Annotated in this window: 16 protein-coding genes; 2 read left to right on the top strand and 14 right to left on the bottom strand. The window is 65.4% G+C overall.

Annotated features, from left to right (window positions below; genetic code table 11):
- Positions 1–70 precede the first annotated feature (70 nt).
- Together AC13FW_RS11600 and AC13FW_RS11595 are read right to left on the bottom strand one after the other, a co-directional pair.
- Positions 71–2,170 carry a phosphoglycerol transferase I gene (locus AC13FW_RS11600; protein WP_482989142.1) on the bottom strand — a complete coding sequence of 700 codons (2,100 nt, stop codon included), beginning with the start codon at positions 2,168–2,170 and terminating at the stop codon, positions 71–73.
- A gap of 452 nt (positions 2,171–2,622) precedes the next feature.
- A complete protein-coding gene (locus AC13FW_RS11595) occupies positions 2,623–4,317 on the bottom strand; it encodes an ABC1 kinase family protein (RefSeq protein ID WP_282271459.1) in 1,695 nt (564 codons plus the stop codon).
- Between the two features lie 144 nt (positions 4,318–4,461).
- On the opposite strand from AC13FW_RS11595, the gene AC13FW_RS11590 reads away from it, so the two are divergent.
- On the top strand, positions 4,462–5,370 hold the full coding sequence (locus tag AC13FW_RS11590) for a DUF808 domain-containing protein (RefSeq protein WP_482989141.1): 909 nt from the start codon (positions 4,462–4,464) through the stop codon (positions 5,368–5,370).
- Positions 5,371–5,523: 153 nt separating this feature from the next.
- Here AC13FW_RS11590 and AC13FW_RS11585 read toward each other — a convergent pair whose 3' ends face one another.
- Genes AC13FW_RS11585 through AC13FW_RS11575 form a run of 3 tightly spaced genes read right to left on the bottom strand, consistent with a single transcriptional unit; the run spans position 5,524 to position 8,324 of the window.
- Complete coding sequence (locus tag AC13FW_RS11585) at positions 5,524–6,186, bottom strand: hypothetical protein (RefSeq protein ID WP_482989140.1); 663 nt, start codon at positions 6,184–6,186, stop codon at positions 5,524–5,526.
- A 4-nt stretch (positions 6,187–6,190) separates the two neighbouring features.
- Positions 6,191–6,727 carry an RNA polymerase sigma factor gene (locus AC13FW_RS11580; protein WP_482989139.1) on the bottom strand — a complete coding sequence of 179 codons (537 nt, stop codon included), beginning with the start codon at positions 6,725–6,727 and terminating at the stop codon, positions 6,191–6,193.
- A 55-nt stretch (positions 6,728–6,782) separates the two neighbouring features.
- Positions 6,783–8,324 (bottom strand): GGDEF domain-containing protein, encoded by a 1,542-nt coding sequence (locus AC13FW_RS11575; RefSeq protein ID WP_482989138.1) that lies wholly within the window; start codon positions 8,322–8,324, stop codon positions 6,783–6,785.
- A 118-nt stretch (positions 8,325–8,442) separates the two neighbouring features.
- On the opposite strand from AC13FW_RS11575, the gene AC13FW_RS11570 reads away from it, so the two are divergent.
- Complete coding sequence (locus tag AC13FW_RS11570; RefSeq protein WP_282273161.1) at positions 8,443–9,075, top strand: NAD-dependent epimerase/dehydratase family protein; 633 nt, start codon at positions 8,443–8,445, stop codon at positions 9,073–9,075.
- A 188-nt stretch (positions 9,076–9,263) separates the two neighbouring features.
- On the opposite strand, the gene AC13FW_RS11565 is transcribed toward AC13FW_RS11570, so the two are convergent.
- From AC13FW_RS11565 to pdhA, 9 genes are all read right to left on the bottom strand, one after another.
- The gene (locus tag AC13FW_RS11565) at positions 9,264–10,028 is read right to left on the bottom strand and encodes an SDR family NAD(P)-dependent oxidoreductase (RefSeq protein ID WP_482989137.1); all 765 of its coding nucleotides are present in this window, start codon (positions 10,026–10,028) and stop codon (positions 9,264–9,266) included.
- Between the two features lie 76 nt (positions 10,029–10,104).
- Complete coding sequence (locus AC13FW_RS11560) at positions 10,105–10,527, bottom strand: hypothetical protein (protein ID WP_482989136.1); 423 nt, start codon at positions 10,525–10,527, stop codon at positions 10,105–10,107.
- Between the two features lie 70 nt (positions 10,528–10,597).
- Positions 10,598–10,984, bottom strand: coding sequence for a VOC family protein (locus AC13FW_RS11555; RefSeq protein ID WP_296246982.1), 387 nt, complete (start codon positions 10,982–10,984; stop codon positions 10,598–10,600).
- A 39-nt stretch (positions 10,985–11,023) separates the two neighbouring features.
- Positions 11,024–11,653 carry a DUF998 domain-containing protein gene (locus tag AC13FW_RS11550; RefSeq protein ID WP_482989135.1) on the bottom strand — a complete coding sequence of 210 codons (630 nt, stop codon included), beginning with the start codon at positions 11,651–11,653 and terminating at the stop codon, positions 11,024–11,026.
- A 26-nt stretch (positions 11,654–11,679) separates the two neighbouring features.
- Complete coding sequence (locus AC13FW_RS11545) at positions 11,680–12,021, bottom strand: hypothetical protein (RefSeq protein ID WP_282273279.1); 342 nt, start codon at positions 12,019–12,021, stop codon at positions 11,680–11,682.
- Positions 12,022–12,359: 338 nt separating this feature from the next.
- On the bottom strand, positions 12,360–13,730 hold the full coding sequence (locus AC13FW_RS11540; RefSeq protein ID WP_482989134.1) for a dihydrolipoamide acetyltransferase family protein: 1,371 nt from the start codon (positions 13,728–13,730) through the stop codon (positions 12,360–12,362).
- Positions 13,727–14,080: an SH3 domain-containing protein gene (locus tag AC13FW_RS11535; protein ID WP_282273232.1), complete on the bottom strand. Its 354-nt coding sequence runs from the start codon at positions 14,078–14,080 to the stop codon at positions 13,727–13,729. Before AC13FW_RS11535 ends, AC13FW_RS11540 begins: the two co-directional genes overlap by 4 nt.
- 1 nt (position 14,081) lies before the next feature.
- Positions 14,082–15,161 (bottom strand): alpha-ketoacid dehydrogenase subunit beta, encoded by a 1,080-nt coding sequence (locus AC13FW_RS11530; RefSeq protein ID WP_282273230.1) that lies wholly within the window; start codon positions 15,159–15,161, stop codon positions 14,082–14,084.
- Positions 15,154–16,242: a pyruvate dehydrogenase (acetyl-transferring) E1 component subunit alpha gene (gene pdhA, locus AC13FW_RS11525; protein ID WP_282273229.1), complete on the bottom strand. Its 1,089-nt coding sequence runs from the start codon at positions 16,240–16,242 to the stop codon at positions 15,154–15,156. The genes AC13FW_RS11530 and pdhA overlap by 8 nt, the downstream gene beginning before the upstream one ends.
- Between the last annotated feature and the right edge of the window lie 345 nt (positions 16,243–16,587).

Here is a 16,587-nt window from a genome sequence, read left to right as displayed (position 1 = left end):
TGGCGATTGCAACATTGCCAGCTTCGCGGCTTACACCGCTCCCACAAAATCACAAAATCACAAATACCGGTCACGACCTAGGATGACCGCTGGTCGGCACCAGCGCATAGTCGTCGACCGCCAACTGCTCGGCGTGATTGAGCCAGGCGCGGATCTCCAGGTCATCGATCTCCCGGTCCACGCCCAGCGGCATGCGGATGCGGCCTTCGCTATCGGGCTGTACCCATTGCTGTGCCACCACCACGTTGCGCTTTGATGCCACCGCTTCCACCCAGAAGCCGCGCTGCGGGCGCTGTGCGGCATACAGCTCCAGTACGTATTGGCCGGGACTGGTGTGGCGCGGCTGGCGGCTGATCATGCGTGATTGACGCACGCTCGGGCGTGGCCCGCTGAACGCCTGCAAGGGCGCATCCACAGCGATGCCACGGCGCAGCTGCGCATCGCGGTACAGGCGCATGCCCTGATCGCTGTCCAGCAGCAAGGCGCACCATTGGCCATCGGCCGAGCCATCTTCAAACGCGGTGCAGCGATCGACATAGGCCAGGCGATGTTGCGGATCGGCCTCCTCGAACTTGCGTGACGTGTTCTCCAGGTACACGGATTTCAGGTCCCACTGCTGGTCGTATTCCAGCAATACAGGTGGCTGCACCTTCTGTACGCCGACCAGTACCTGGTCGTCATCCAGCCGCAGCATGCGGGTCTGTTCACCCAGCCACAGCGAGCGTGCGAACGCGCTATAGCGCGCGTAGGTCCTCGTATCACCGCTGGTGGCCGCTACGCTGGCACTGGCCGCGGGTGCCGGCTTCAACAGCGAGCGGCCAAAGCCGATCGCATCGATCGCAGGATCCAGCAGCTGCAGCGCGGTAGCACCCGAGTCCAGCGTGGTGCCCGCCTGCGCAACGATCTGCCGCGGCTGCAGCTTGTTGCCGAGGAACAGCAGCAGGTTCTCGCGCTTCTGCTTCTCCAGCACATGGCTCAGGTCATTGGGCATGGCCAGATGATCCGAGGCCACCACCACCAGCGTATTGTCGGCGAATGCGCTGCTGCGGATGCGATCGACCAGGCGCGAGATCAAGCGATCACTGCACTTGAGCGCATTGAGCAGGCCGATATTGCCGTGTGCGCTGCGGTAGCGGGTGTTCTTGCAGGCAACCGGCAGATGCCCGGCCGGGTGGTGGGTGTCCATGGTCAGCGCGGTAAGCATGAAGGGCTGGCCGCGCTCGGACAGTTCCTGGAAACGTTCGTAGGCGCGGTCCAGCAGCACGTCATCGTGCACGCCCCAATTGGAGAAATGCCGCTTGGCGATGTTCTGCTGCTGGAACCATTCCAGATCGCGCACGTCGTCAAAACCATGCGAGTTGAGGAAGTCCGCCTTGGCCGCGAATTGCCCGTTGGCGCCGCCCATGTAGTGGTTGCTATAGCCCTGCTGCTTCAGATAGTCGCCAAGGCAGAAGGCTTCAGGCAGGAAGCGTCCCATCCGGCCCATGCTGTTTTCGTCGCCCTGCGCGGTGGTCAGCGGCACGCCACACATGGAGGACACCAGGCCGGCGATGGTCCAGCCACTGCCGTCGGCCGAGGCGATGTTGCGGAAATCCAGGCCTTCGCCCGCCAGCCGGGTCAGGTTGGGCATCAAGCCCGGGAAGACGTCTTCGTTGAAATAGGTGCGTTCCAGGCTCTCGCCATAGATCCAGACGATGTTCGGCCGCTGCGCCAGCGGTTTTGATGGCAACTGGTATTCCGGCGCTACCGCGCTGTAGTCCACTGGCTGCATCTGCTGATAGATGCGCTTGCCGTCGGTGTACAACGGGCTGAGCAGCAATGTTGTCAGTAGCAGTGCGGCGAAGCCGCCGAACACTGCCACGCCATGGCGTGGGCGCTGCAGGCGACGCACGCGCAGCAACAGCAACGGGGTCAGCGAGATGATCACCAGGCCGATGAAGCCGATGATGTAGGCGCTGAAGTCGCCAACGCCGGCACCTTCCATGTCGCTGCGCAGGTGGTACAGCGTGGCCGAGTTGATGCCATCGCCGCTGAGTTTGTCGATCAGCCACCAGCTGCTCAGTGCCAACAACAGCAGCGATAGAAGACCTGCCTTCACGCGGGCCAGGGTGGGTGACAACATCAACAATACGAACAGTGCTGCCAGAGACAGCCAGATGATCCAATGCATGCGGTCACGTGGGTAGCGGAGACAGGGGCGACGGCCTAGGCCGTCATCGCTCTACACACTGTTGTTTCAGTGTTGTGGCAGAAGCATCTGGATCTTGCCTGCCGTAACCTGACTGAAATGTTGGGACGGCGCAGCTGCATTCATCATCAGTTGCACGCTATGTGCTGTACGTCGAAAGCTGTGAGTTGCGGTGAGAGAGTGTGCTTTTTTGCCTCACTCCCGTTACTGCAACGTCTGCTGTCGATTCTGCAGCTGCAATTCAACTGGCAATGCACCCACGTAGCCCGGGTAAGCGCAGCGCACCCGGGGCAGGGAATGATCGAAGGGAGATGACCTGCGCTTGTCTGCGCCCGTTCAAGGCAAGCGCGCATCACACTGCTGTTGTATTGCTGCATGCACCCTGTGCTCCCGGGTGCGCTGTGCTTACCCGGGCTACGGTGATACCGCCGTGCTCAGCGGTGTCCGCGCTCTTCGCGTGCCCGTGCCCTTGTGCGGCGATCGAACAGCAGTGAGCTGACAATCAGTCCAAGACCGATGATCACGCCGAGCAGGAACAGCAGCATCGCAAAGGCCGGGTAGCCGAACAGCGTCCAGCGTGTCGGCACGCGCATCAACAATGTCGAGGACAGCAGCAGTGCAGCGGTGATCAAGCCTGCTGCAATGCGGTTGGCAACTTTCTGGATGTTCTCCATCAGCCGCGACTCGTCCAGGCCGGTGACCTTCATCTGCAGCCGGTTCTCGGCCAGCACGCTGAGGATGTCGGACATGCGGCGCGGCCCGTTGCGCAGCAGCTGCTGCAGCTCCATCGCCTCACTGGCCAGGTTGGCCGCCGAGAACGACTTGCGGAAATGTGCGCGCATCACATGCTGCAGCTGCCGCTCTACGACCTTGCGTGTTTGCATCTCCGGTGCCAGGAAGCGGCACACGCCTTCCAGATTGAGCAGCGCCTTGCCGAGCAGGCTCAGCTCCGGTGGCGTGCGCAGGTTGCTGGAGGTGGCGATGCGCACGATCTCCAGCACCACATGGCCTTCGGACAAGGTGCCATTGGCAGCGTAGCGGGCAATCATCTGCCCGGTCTCGCGCAGATAGCGCTCCTCGTCGTAGTCCTCCAGCCGGGTGCTGATGCCGATGATCTCGTCGGCCACTTCCTCGCCGCGGCCATCCACTGCGGCGAACAATACCTTGAGCAGGCGCTGGCGCAGCCGTGGCGGCACATGCGCGACCATGCCCAGGTCGAAGATCGCCAGCCGGCCTTCGGGGGTGACGCGCAGATTGCCGGGATGCGGATCGGCATGGATTTCGCCATGCACGAAGATCTGGTCCAGATAGCCGCGTACGAGTGCGGCGGCCAGCGGCACCATTGACTGCTCGGTGCGGCGCACCGGTGGGATCGCATCCACCCGCACGCCCTGCACCAGTTCCATGGTCAGCACGCGGCGTCCACACAGGTCCCACACCGGTTGCGGTATCCACAGTTCGGGGTAGGGTGCCAGATGCTGGCCGAAACGCGCCAGGTTGGCGGCCTCGGCCTCGTAGTCCAGCTCCATGCGCAGGGTCTTGGCGAACTCGCCAAGCCAGTCGGAGAAGCGCACCTTGCGGCCTACCCGGGTCAGGTGATCGGCGGCAGTGGCGAAGCTGCGCAGCACACCGATATCCGAACGCAGCTGGGCGGCGACATCGGGCTTCTGAACCTTGATGGCAACCTGGCGGCCATCGTGCAGCTCGGCCTGGTGGACCTGGGCGATGGAGGCGCTGCCCAGCGGCTGCGGGTCGAACCAGGCAAACAGCTTGCTGACCGGCGCGCCCAGCTCGTCCTCGATCACCGCGCGGATCTGTTCCACCGGGATCGGCGCGACTTTTTCCTGCATGCGTTCCAGCGCGGCCACGTATTCGGGCGGGATCATGTCCGGGCGGGTCGACAGCACCTGGCCCAGTTTGACGAAGGTGGTGCCAAGCGCTTCCAGGTCAGCGACGAACTGGGTGGGATTGCCGGCGGCCGGCGGCCGGCCCAGGCGCGGGATTTCGCCATCCAGCGAGATGCCGGAGAACACCCCCGAACTGCGGTAGCGCAGCAGCAGCCGCACGATCTGCTGGCGCCGGCTGTTGCCGCCGACGGTGGTCGGGTTGTCGCTGTTGGTCGGGTCCATCAAGCGGGGGTGTTCCTGGCGGCCGAAGCTGCAGTGTGGCCGCAGCCGGGTTGCCGGTGGGTGAATACGTGGTCCCATGCCCCGATCCAGCCGCGAATGAGTGAGAATCCTCCCTTCCCCTGTCCTATGACCTTACGGTGACCCATGGCTGGAGCCAGCCTGTTTGCCCTGCTCGACGATATTGCCGCGTTGCTGGATGACGTCTCCATCCTCACCAAGGTCGCCGCCAAGAAGACCGCCGGTGTGCTCGGTGATGATCTGGCCTTGAACGCGCAGCAGGTAACCGGCGTCACTGCCAACCGTGAGTTGCCGGTGGTGTGGGCGGTGGCCAAGGGCTCACTGGTCAACAAGGCGATCCTGGTGCCGGCGGCCTTGGCGATCAGTGCATGGCTGCCGTGGGCGATCACCCCACTGATGATGATCGGCGGTGCCTTCCTCTGTTACGAAGGCGTGGAAAAGCTGGCGCACAAGTTCCTGCATTCCAAGGATGAGGATGAGGCGCACAAGGCCGAGCGCTTGAAGGCCATGGCCGATGAGAAGGTGGATCTGGTTGCGTTCGAGAAGGACAAGATCAAGGGCGCGGTGCGCACCGACTTCATCCTGTCGGCGGAGATCATCGTGCTGTCGCTGGGGGTGGTATCGAACCATCCGTTTGCACAGCAGGTAGCGACCCTGATCGTGATCGCGCTGGGCATGACAGTGTTCGTCTATGGCCTGGTTGCCGGCATCGTCAAGCTCGACGATATCGGCGCCTGGCTGCTGGACAAGGGCCGCGCGCTGGCGGCGCTTGGACGCGGCCTGTTGTATGCCACGCCATGGTTGATGCGCGGCCTGTCGATTGCCGGCACCGCAGCGATGTTCCTGGTTGGCGGCGGCATCCTGGTGCACGCGATTCCGGCACTGCACCACTTCGTGGTCGGGCTGGCACCGGCCAATCTGGAGTGGCTGGCCAACGCACTGGGCAGCATGGTGGTGGGCATCATCATCGGCGCAGTGGTGTTGACCGTGGTGACCATGATCCAGCGTATGCGTGGGGCGAAAGCGGCGCATTGAAGCCGGCATTCCTGCCTTGATTGTGGGAGCGGCGTCAGCCGCGAAGCAGGGAATGCTTCAGGCATCAGCAATGGTGCCGACGTTGGCGGTATCTGAAAGATTGTCAGCTTCGCGGCTTACGCCGCTCCCACAAGGCAGCAACACAACAGCAGTTCACTGCAGGCCCTGTTCCAACTCCCGCAACTGCTGCTGCGCGCGGGCCAACGATTGCCCGGACAGGCTGTCCAGCAAGCGTTGCAGGCGATGACTGGCCGGCAAGCGTTGCATCGCCCAGCGTGCGGCCGCGACGCTAGCCAGCATCACCACCACGCCGAAGCCCAAAGTGCCGAGGAACCACGCTGGCGCCATCGCGTACAGGTCCAGTCCCAGCCACTGCACGCACAGGCATTGCAGCGCCAGCAGCCATAGGCAGAACCACGGCAGGCCCAGGCCAAGCTCGCTGAGCGCGGTGAAGCGGCGCAGCCGCGCCAGCCGTTGCTGCTGGATCAACACTGGTGCCCCGGCCGCATCTGCGTGCAGCGCCAACAAGGCGCGGGTCACCGATACCCAGATCGCGGCGATGCCGTAGATATGCACGGCCAGCCCGCTTAGCAGCAGCTGCGGCATCTGACGGTGCTCCACCCAGAAGCTGGCCGCCAGCACGGTCACCACGATCCACACCAGCAGCCAAGCCAGCTGCAGGCCACTGAACCAGCGCAGCCGGCGCCGCACGTCGGCCTGGCGCGGCTGCTGCCATGCCTGCAGCGCCAGCACTTCCAGCTGGTCGATACGTTGCGCCTGCTGTGCCCAGGCGGCCTTGAGTTCGTCGAGTTCCATGAGGTCAGCCTCGCGTGGTGTCGGTGGGGGCGAACTGGCTGCGCAGTTGCTGGCGCAGCCGGTGCAGGCGGGTGGCGGCGTTGCTGGCGCTGATGCCCAGCACATCGCCTATTTCACGGTGGCTGCAGTCGTCCAGATGCAGCAACAGCAAGGCGCGATCCAGTGCCGGCAAGCGATGTATCAGCTGGTTGAGCTGGGCCAGGCTGGCGTTGTCCTCGGCGTTGTCGGCGATGCTGGCCAGGTCGTCTTCCAGCGCCACGTCGCTGTGATATTGGCGGCGCAGCTCACGGCTGCGCAGCTGCGAGATGGCGGTGTTCAAGGCGATGCGGTACAGCCAGGTGCTGAACTGCGCCCGTTGCGGATCAAAGGCCGGGAAGGCGCGCCAGGCCTGGGTGCTGATTTCCTGGATCAGGTCGCTGCGGTCGTCGCGCTGCGCGCAATAGCCACGCGCGACCTTGAGCACGATGCCCTGGTGCTGGGCCAGCAACTGGGCAAAGCGCTGTTGCTGCTCGGCGATGGGGGTGGTCGCGGTGATGTCCATGCCTTGGTGATTCGCACCAGCGCAGCAAATATCACAGCTGTGAGCAGATTGCCGCTCAGGCGGCGGGCAGAACCTGGTTGCGGCCTACGCGCTTGGCCGCATACAGGGCCTGGTCGGCGCGCTGCAGCAGCGCCTGCAGGGACTCGCCGGGCTGGGCCTGGGCGACGCCGGCGCTGAAACGGACCTGCACGCGCTGTTCTTCATGCAGGAACGGGCGCTGCGCCAGCTGCTGCTGCAGTTGCTGCAGGGTTTCCAGTGCAGCGGCGCGGCTGAGCCCGGGCAGTACCAGCACGAATTCGTCGCCGCCGAGGCGGGCGATGCAGTCGCGGCCGCGCAGGCGTTGCTGGGTCACGGCCACCAGGTGACGCAGGGCCTGGTCGCCGCCGGCGTGGCCGTGCTGGGCATTGGTCTGGCCGAAGTGGTCCAGGTCGATCATGGCCAGACTAAGCGGCGTGCTGTGGTCGGCAAGCAGCTCGCCCAGTTGCTGCTCCAGGCCGCGGCGGTTGAGGGCGCCGGTCAGCGGATCGGTACGCAGCTGGCTGCCGGCTTCTTCCAGCTCACGTTCCAGCTGCTGCACGCGCTGCTCGGCGGCCTTGGCCTCGGCGCGGGCATTGGCCAGATGATCGCGCGCGCGTGCGGCCTGTGCCTGTACCCGGGCGGTGTCCTGCAGCACATCCTGCAGCAGCTGGGTCAGGTCGGAGATGCTGCGGGTCTGGCGTACGGCAATGGAATAGCTGGCGATGCGATCGTGGAATTCGCCGGTCTCGGTGACCATGCCGTCCACCTGCGTCACGAAGTCCACCATCAGGTCCTTCATCGCCTGCTTGGATTGATCGATGCCTTCGCGCAGCAGCCCTTGCCGGTAGATCACCTCGCGCAGATCGTTGCGGGTCTGCTCCAGCGAGTTGGCGTCCAGTGGCCCGGCCAGCAGTTGCCGGATCGAGCGGATCTGGCCCTGCAGCCAGCTGTCGCCATCGAGCAGTTCGGAGATGTTCTCCAGCAGCATGTCGAACAGGTTGAGCAGCAGGTCGCGCTGTTCCTGCAGGCTGCTGCTGCGCACGCCGACCTGGTGGCAAAGCTCGCGCAGATGGATGGCCACCGGCTGCAAGGGTTGGCCGCTGCGCCAGGTGCGCAGTTCCTCGCCCATGCGCTGGGCCTGCTGTTCGAGCTCGGGCGACTGCTGCATCAGGCTGGCCAGCACGGCACCGAGGGTGTCGCGCAGCATGTCGCGCAGCTGTTCGGCCTGGCTGTTGCTGGTGTGGGAGGCTTCCAACTCGACGGTGCGGATGTACTTGTCGATCAACTGCCGCAGCAGGCGGCCGTAGCGCTCCCAGTCCTGTTCGGCGTGTGCGCTGTGCAGGCGCTGGCCCATGTCGCCGAGTTCACCGGGCAGGGTGCACATGCCCTGGGCGAAGGCCGCCAACACCGGTTCCGGTGCGTTGGCGCCAATGAAAAGGCGCTGCAGCATCGCCATGCCAGCGTTCCCGTTGGCCACGACCTCGACCGCTGCAGCCGCCTGTGGCGCGGTGCGCCGGGACAGGATGCGGCCCAGCCCGCTGCTGCGGGAAGCGGAGGAGTCGTCGGGGCTGTCGGCCATTGCGCAGGGGTCCGGGCGGGTTGCGGCGGCGCCTGTGCGCAGCCGGAGGTGGTGTCCAAGCCCCATTATCGGCAAGGTAGCAGCCGGCTTGAATGGCAGCCGATCACAGGAGCACATCATGCGGGTATTGCTGGCTGGCGCGACCGGTCTGGTCGGGGCGCAGGTATTGCAGCGCCTGCTGTCCGACCCACGCTGCAGTGGCGTGGTGGCACCGACCCGGCGCGCGCTGGCGCGCACCGACCCCAGGTTGCTCAATCCAGTGCTGGATTTCGCCGGGTTGGCGGCGGTGGCACCGGGCTGGCAGGTGGATGCGGTGGTCTGTGCACTGGGCTCGACGATGAAGCAGGCCGGCTCGCGCGAGGCCTTCCGGCAGATCGACCATGGCTATCCCTTGGCGATCGCGCAGGCGGTACGGGCCAACGGCTGCGAGGTGTTTGCGTTGAACTCGGCGGCCGGTGCCAATCCGCGTTCGCTGGTGTTCTATAGCCGGGTCAAGGGCGAGCTGGAGCAGGATCTTCGCGCGCTGGGGTTTGCTTCATTGACCTTGGTACGCCCGGGCCTGATTGGCGGCGACCGCGCCGAGCGGCGTGCCGGCGAGCATCTGGCCAGCGTGGTGCTGGGGGCGCTGGCGCCGGTGCTGCCGCGGGCATGGCGGATCAATCCGGCTACGCGGATCGCCGATGCGCTGGTGCAGGCAGTGTTGGATCCGCAGCCGGGTGTGCGGGTGGTTGGGTCGGCGGAGTTGGTGTGAGTCGCTTGAGCGGCGTTGTTGTTTGGGGGGGGGGGGGGGGGGGGGGGGGGGGCCCGGGGGGGGGGGGCGCGGGGGGGGGGCGGGGTGGGTTGGGGGGGCCCCGCGCCGCCCGCGCTGGTTGCTTCTTGGCCCGCCCCCCCCCCCCCCCCCCCCCCCCGCTCCTACAAACAGCGGTTCCCACAATCTTGTTACGCCGGCAGCGACTGCCCGCCATCCACCGCTAGCACCTGGCCGGTGATCCAACGCGCTGCGGGTGAGCACAGGAACACGGCGGTGTTGGCCACATCCTCGACATTGCCGAAGCCGCCGAACGGGATCCTGGTGCGGATCTGTTCGTAGAGTTCGGGGGCGCTGCTGCGACGCTGCTCCCACAGTCCACCGGGGAATTCGATCGAGCCCGGTGCCAGCGCGTTGACCCGGATGCGCTCGCGCGCCAACTCGGTGGCCAGGCTGGTGGTGTAGTAATTCAACGCGGCCTTGGCGGCGGAGTAGGCCGCTGCGCGCGGCGTCGGCACCGAGGCATTGATCGAGCTGATGTTGAGGATGGCCGGCATCGTGCTCAAGCGCAGATGCGGCAGGGCACTGCGGTTGGCGCGCACCGCAGCCATCAGGTCGATATCGAAGCCGGCCTGCCAGCTGGCATCGTCATTGCCGTTGCCATAGCCGGAGGCGTTGTTGATGAGGATATCGACGCCACCCAATGCGGCCGCAGCCGCATCAATCCAGCGTTGGATCTGCGCCGGGTCGGCGAGGTCACATTGCTGCGTGTGCGCGGCAGCTGCGCCGTCGCCCAGCAGCTGTTCGCCAGCCTGCTGCAGTGCTGCTGTACCACGCGCGCAGATGCTCACGTGCGCGCCTTCGCGGGCAAAGGCCTGGGCGATGGCCAGGCCTATGCCGCGGCTGCCACCGGCAACCAGCACACGTGCGTCCTGCAGGGAAGCGGGGGAATTCATTGCTGCGGTTCCGGTGGACTCAGGGCCCACATTATCCCGCTGTTGCATTGAAGGTGGCCAACGCGCGAGTCCGTGGTCAGGGCAGGCCGGGCACGTTCAAGGACGCGAACAGGATGTTCTGCGCCTTTTTGGCCATCGATCGCGGCAGCTTGGCGATGAAGGTATCGCCGGTGAGCGCCATATCGCCACGGAGGATGAAGCCGTTGATCTGGGTATAGCTCTTGATGCTGTACTTGTTCACGTCCTGGCTCAGTTCCAGATACATCGGCGAGGTCAGGATGTTGTTGCCCTTGCGGTACACGCGGGTGCCATCGATGTCGCGGACCAGACGGTAACCCTGCTGGCCTGCCCAGGCATCAACCTTGGCCGTTACATTCTCGTCGGAGCTGAAGCTGGTGAGGTCATGCGGCCTGCCGCTGTTCCTTGCCATCAATGCCAGGATGTTGACCAGGGCCAAGCCGCCAAGTGCACCCACGATCATTCCGGTGATCAAACCCATGCTGTTGCCTCGTTGAAGTCGGGGCGGCATTCCAGCACATCGCAAGGCCTGCTGTCGTGAAAATTCGGCGCTACTTCCAGGTATTGGGCGGTGCGCCACGTTCCGGATGTTTCATCTGCACGATGCAGAAGCGATGGCCGGTAGGTGCTTCCATCACCCACCAGCGTTTGACCTTGCCGATGCGGCGTGCGCCCAACGCTTCAAGCCGGTCAGCTTCGGCATCGATATCGTCGGCTTCTATATCCAGATGCACGCGTGGGGCATGATCGACGCGTTGCACTTCAACATGCAGGTCAGCGGGGGCGCCCAACAGTTCGGCATATTGCGCGCCATCGTCCTCGGTGTAGCCGGGCTCGGCTTTCAGACCGAGTGCGGGCGCCCAGAACGCGGCGGCGGCATCGCTGTCGGTGCCCTGGCAATCAATGATGAAACCGGCCAGGCGGCTGCGGTGGCTCATGCGGATGCTCCGGTGACACGGGAGCGCAGCGTACACCCGCTATTGGCGGGCGCGTGTTATCGCATTGTCGGCAACAGGTGCAGAAGCGCTCAATCGCCATGCACTGATGCACAACACGCTGTACACACTCCATTCGGCCAAGCGTTGCAGCAGTCCACGACATGCGTGCAATGGCTCCAGCCCCATCAACACGAACAGCAGCAGCCAGAGTCCCGCCAGACCGATCCACAGCACGCGCGTGCCTGGTCGTATTGCCGGTGCGCTTGCCAACAACACCAGACCGAGTGCGGTGCCCAGATAGGTGAACACGCCGAGCAGGGTATGCAGTGATTGCGACAGGCTGCCGCCAATCGGGCAACCGAGGTCGCAGGGCGCCAGCGCGGAGCCTGTCCATGCCAGCGGTTCGCAAAGCAGCAGCCAATAGCCGAAGCGACTGGCACCACGTACTGGCACCGTCCGTGCGAACGCGAACAGCAGCAGTGCAGCGAGGACGCCGACTGGAATGAAGCCGAGCAGGCTGATCACCTGTGCATGCGCGCTGCCGGTCGCGCCGAGTTCGCTGATGTACTGCGATAGCGGTGAGTAGCCGGGTTTGAGCACGGCACCGCCGAGCAGCATCAGCAGGTACATCGCCACGAACAGCAGGATCAAGCAGCGCTGGAAACGCATCGTCGGCCCGTGGATGGTTGCGGTGCTCAGCGTACGCGATTGGACAGGAACAGCTCCACCTTGCCGCAGCTCGGGCAGGCATGCAGGTCGAATTCCTCGCGGTTGACGAACAGCTCGCCGATATCACCCAGCAGGAAGGGCATGGCCTGCGAGCCTTCGTGGAAGCGCTTGCGGCCGATGAATTCCATGCGCATGCCAGGGCAACGCGGACAGTCGATCAACCGTGGTGGCTGCATCCAGCTGCGCCCGGCCTCAGGCTGGAAGTCGCGTGGAGGTGGTGCGCCGTCGGCATGGGTGCCGCATTTCCAGCACTGGTCGAAGTTGTCTTCGTTCACTTCCTTGCAGTTGCTGCAGGTCCAGGTGCCCATGGTGGCTTTGCTTGTAGATGTGGGTGGGGCAATCGTAGCGCTGGAATTCTGGCGTGGCGTTACAGGTGGGTGATGTTTTGGGCCGGTATTGATTGGGCGAAAGACCAAGATCAAGAGCAGCCCTCACCCCAACCCCTCTCCCGCAAGCGGGAGAGGGGCTAGTGCACTGCGAGCGCGAGCGGTCCGAGCCCCTCTCCCGCCTGCGGGAGAGGGGTTGGGGTGAGGGGAAGCTTCTAGCAAGCGAACCCAAAGCAGGTCACAAGCAAACCCAGGGCAAACGCCAAGCCAAAAAAAGGCCCGCATCGCTGCGGGCCCCAAATAACGCTATCAAGAAACTGTCAGTGAATCTTCGCCAGATCATCGATCAGCACGCGCAGGAAGCGCGCCGCTTCGCCGCCGGTGCAGGCGCGGTGATCGAAGGTGACCGACAACGGGATGACCTTGTGGGTTTCAATGCCGCCCATCACCGGGGTGACCTGGAAGCGGGCACGGCCGGCGGCAACGATGGCCACGCACGGCGGCACCACCACCGGAGTGGCATAGCGGCCGGCGAACATGCCGAAGTTGGACAGGCTGATGGTGTAGCCGCTCAGCTCCGACGGGGCGATCGAACGGTCTTCCACCTGCTGGCGCAGACGGTTGATGCCTTCGCGCACGCCACGTGCATCCAGCATGTCGGCATTACGCAGGGCCGGTACGAACAGGCCGTCGTCGGTATCGACGGCGATGCCGATGTCGACCTGGGCATGCAGGGTGCGGGTGAGGTTGTCACCGTCGAACCAGGCATTCATGGCCGGCACCGCCTGGCAGGCGCTGACGATGGCGCGGACCAGACGCGAGGTCATGTCGTTGCCCGGCGCCCAGGCATGGATGTCGGCGTCGTCGCTGAGCGTGGTCGGCACGACCTTGCTGTGCGCATCGGCCATCACCCGCGCCATGTTGCGGCGCACGCCCTTGAGCGGTTCCGGCTGACCCTTGGCGACCACACCCGGAGGGGCGGTACGCATCGGCTTGCCAGCAGCAGACAGCGGGGTGCGAGCACTTGAGCCCCTCTCCCCCTGGGAGAGGGGTTGGGGTGAGGGTACGGCGGCTGCAGTAGCGATCGAACCCCCGGCCACTGTCCCGGTGGGAGAGGGGAGCAGGGCGGACGGATTTGCCGCAGCCTGCTTCACATCGTTCATGGTCACCGCGCCTTCGGCGCCGGTGGCGCGGACGCGGGCCAGATCGACGCCCAGCTTGCGGGCCATCGCACGCACGGCCGGCACCGCCTTGACGCCGCCGACGGCCACGGCCTGTTCGGTGTGCACGGCATTGGAGCTGACCATTGCGCCGACCACGGTGCCTTCGTCGGCGCGTTCGGCGGCAGCGACCGGTGCCGGGGCTGCGGCAGGCGCGGGCGCGGCTTCGGCCGGTGCGCCGTGGTGATGGCCGGTGTCCTGGCCTTCCGCGCGCTGCGGCAGGTTGGGGTCGAGCTCGAAACTCGCCAGCACGTGGCCGGTCACAACAATGTCGCCAGCGCCGCCAGCCAGCTTCAGTACCTTGCCGGAGTAGGGCGAGGGCACTTCGACCACGGCCTTGGCGGTTTCCATGGCCACCAGCGGCTCGTCGAGCTTGATCACGTCGCCTTCCTTGACGAACCACTCAACGATGGTCGCGTCCGGCAGGCCTTCGCCCAGGTCGGGCAGGTTGAAATTCTTGGTCTGGCTCATGTGAGTTTCTCTTCCAGCAATTCAAGTTCGCGCGCTGGCAGCCAGCCCTGCGCGCCATCGGCGCGCTCGGACCACCACCAGCCACCATGTTCGTGATGCAGTCGTACCTGCTCACCCCGGTCCACGTCCAGTTCGCGTGCGCTGTAATCGCGCAGCGCCTCGGCGCGGCCATCGTCCAATACCTGCAACCAGGCCACCGGCGCCCAGCCGGCGCTGCCTTCGCTGGTTTTCACCCAGGCGAAGGCCGGCCATTCCTCGTCGCGTACACCGAGCTCGACGATCTGCCCGGTCCTGAACTGCAGGGGGTTGCGGTATTGGCTGCGGTAGCTGCCAATCAAGCGTGCCAGCATGTCAGCCCACCGCGACCGCACGCTTGGCGGCGGTCACGATCCGCTCCACGCTGGGCAGGTACTTCATCTCCAGGCGGAACAACGGGATGTGGGTGTCATAACCGGCAACGCGCTCGACCGGTGCCAGCAGGTCGTAGATCGACTCTTCGGCCAGGCGCGCGGCGATTTCGGCGCCAAAACCAGCGGTCTTCGGCGCTTCCTGCACGATCACGCAGCGGCCGGTCTTGGCCACCGATTCGGCGATGGTGGCGAAATCCAGCGGGCGCAGCGTGGCCACGTCGATGACTTCGGCACTGATGCCTTCACCGGCCAGTTTGTCGGCGGCTTCCAGCGCTTCCTTGACCTGTGCACCCCAGGTGACCAGGGTTACGTCGGTGCCGTCACGCAGCACGAAGCAGACGTCCAGCGGCAGTGCTTCGCCGTCATTGACGACCACTTCCTTGTACTGGCGGTAGATGCGCTTGGGCTCCATGTAGATCACCGGATCCGGCTCCCGGATCGCGGCCAGCAGCAGGCCATAGGCGCGCTGCGGGCTGGACGGCAGCACCACGCGCATGCCCGGCACATTGGTGAAGATGGCTTCGTTGGCTTCGCTGTGGTGTTCCGGCGCGCGGATGCCACCGCCCCACGGCACGCGCAGCACCATCGGGCAATGCAGGCGGCCACGTGTACGGTTGCGCAGGCGCGCGGCGTGGCAGATCAGGTGATCGACCATCGGGTAGACGAAGCCATCGAACTGGGCTTCGGCCACCGGCTTCATGCCCTGCGCAGCCAGGCCGACGGTGAGGCCGGCGATGGTGGTTTCGTCCAGCGGGGTGTCGAGCACGCGTTGCGCGCCGAACTGCTGCTGCAGGCCGGCGGTGGCGCGGAACACACCGCCGTTGACGCCCACGTCCTCGCCCAGCACCAACACCGACGGGTCATGTTCCATTTCCCAGGCCAAGGCCTGGGTGACGGCTTCGATGAGGGTGATCGGGGTAGCTGTCATCGGGGTGTCTCCGCTGTTGCTCGCCGCGCTGTGCGCGACGCCGTGATCGTGGCTGGCCGAGGTGACGGCAGCATTGCGCTTGATGTCATCCATGGCGCTGCTCCAGGGCGATGGCGGCAGCACGCTGCGCCAGCAGGTCCGGCGGCGGATCGGCATACAGATAGTCGAACATCGCCTCGACCGGCTGCACCGGGCAGTTGAGGTAGGCGTTGACCTCCTCGTCGACGCGGGTGCCGCACTCGGCGATCCAGTTCTTTTCTTCTTCCTCGCTCCACACGCCGCGCGCGGTCAGGTACTTGCGCAGGCGGATCAGCGGTTCATTCAACCAGGCCGACTTCACTTCGGCGTCGTCGCGGTAGCGGCGGGCGTCGTCGGCAGTGGTGTGGTCGGATAGGCGGTAGGTGAGCAGTTCCAGCACCGTGCCGCCCTGGCCGGACAGGGCACGCTCGCGCGCCTGTTCCATCGCCGCCATCACCGCGATCAGGTCGTTGCCGTCCACCTGCAGGCAGAACAGGCCGCCAGCCAGGCCCTTCTGGGCCAGGGTTTCAGCGCCGGTCTGGGCCGAGCGCGGTACCGAGATGGCCCAGCCGTTGTTCACCACGCACAGGATCAGCGGCAGCTTGTAGGCGCCGGCCGAGTTCACCGCGGCGTAGAAGTCGGTCTTGGAGCTGCCGCCATCACCGCAGACGCTGACCGCGACCTGCGGCATGTTGCGCAGCTTGAACGACAGCGCCGAACCGGCCGCGTGCAGGCACTGGGTCGAGATCGGTACGCAGATGGGGAAATCGCGGACCGCATCGCTGTCGCGGTCGTAGTCGCTGCCGCGCTCGTCGCCGCCCCAGTACATCAGGACGTCGCGCGGGCGCACGCCGCGCATGAACATGGCGCCGTACTCGCGGTAGCTGGGGGCGAACACGTCGCCGCTCTTCATGGCCGCGCCGATGCCGACGTGGGCCGCTTCATGGCCCAGGCAGGAGGCAAAGGTGCCGAGCTTGCCGGTGCGCTGCAGCGCCACGGCCTTGGTGTCGAACACCCGCGTGGCCAGCATCTGCTTGAACATCGGCAGCAGCGAGCGTGGCTCACGCAGCGAGGCGGGAAGGTCTTCACGTACCAGGTTGCCGTCGGCATCCAGGTACTGCAGGTAATCGATTTGGAACTGGGCGGAAACCGTCATTGCAGCAACACCTTGGACAGATGGTTTCAAATGATAGGAATTACGCATGGTAAGGACTCAGTCCGAAAAAGCCGTCCTGCGCCGCAACAAGATTGACCGGGTACAGGGCGATTTTGTTCCGCGGGGTGCGATTCGGGTGAGCAATTACAGCGTATTCAGTCTGTGGCAACAGGAACGGCACATTGTCGCGCTGCTTGGGTTTGAGCGTGTTTCGATTCCGTTTGCGCGGGAAAGACCATGCCGTCCCATGGCCGGCGGATAGCCTGGTAGTGGGGGGGGGGGGGGGGGGGGGGGGGGGGGCCGGGGGGGGGGGGGGGGGGCGGCGGGGGGGGGCGGGGCGCCCCC

It is taken from the genome of Stenotrophomonas sp. 21LCFQ19 (assembly GCF_056861425.1).
Note: the sequence above shows the minus strand (reverse complement) of the source record. Positions and strands in the feature narration are given on the sequence as shown.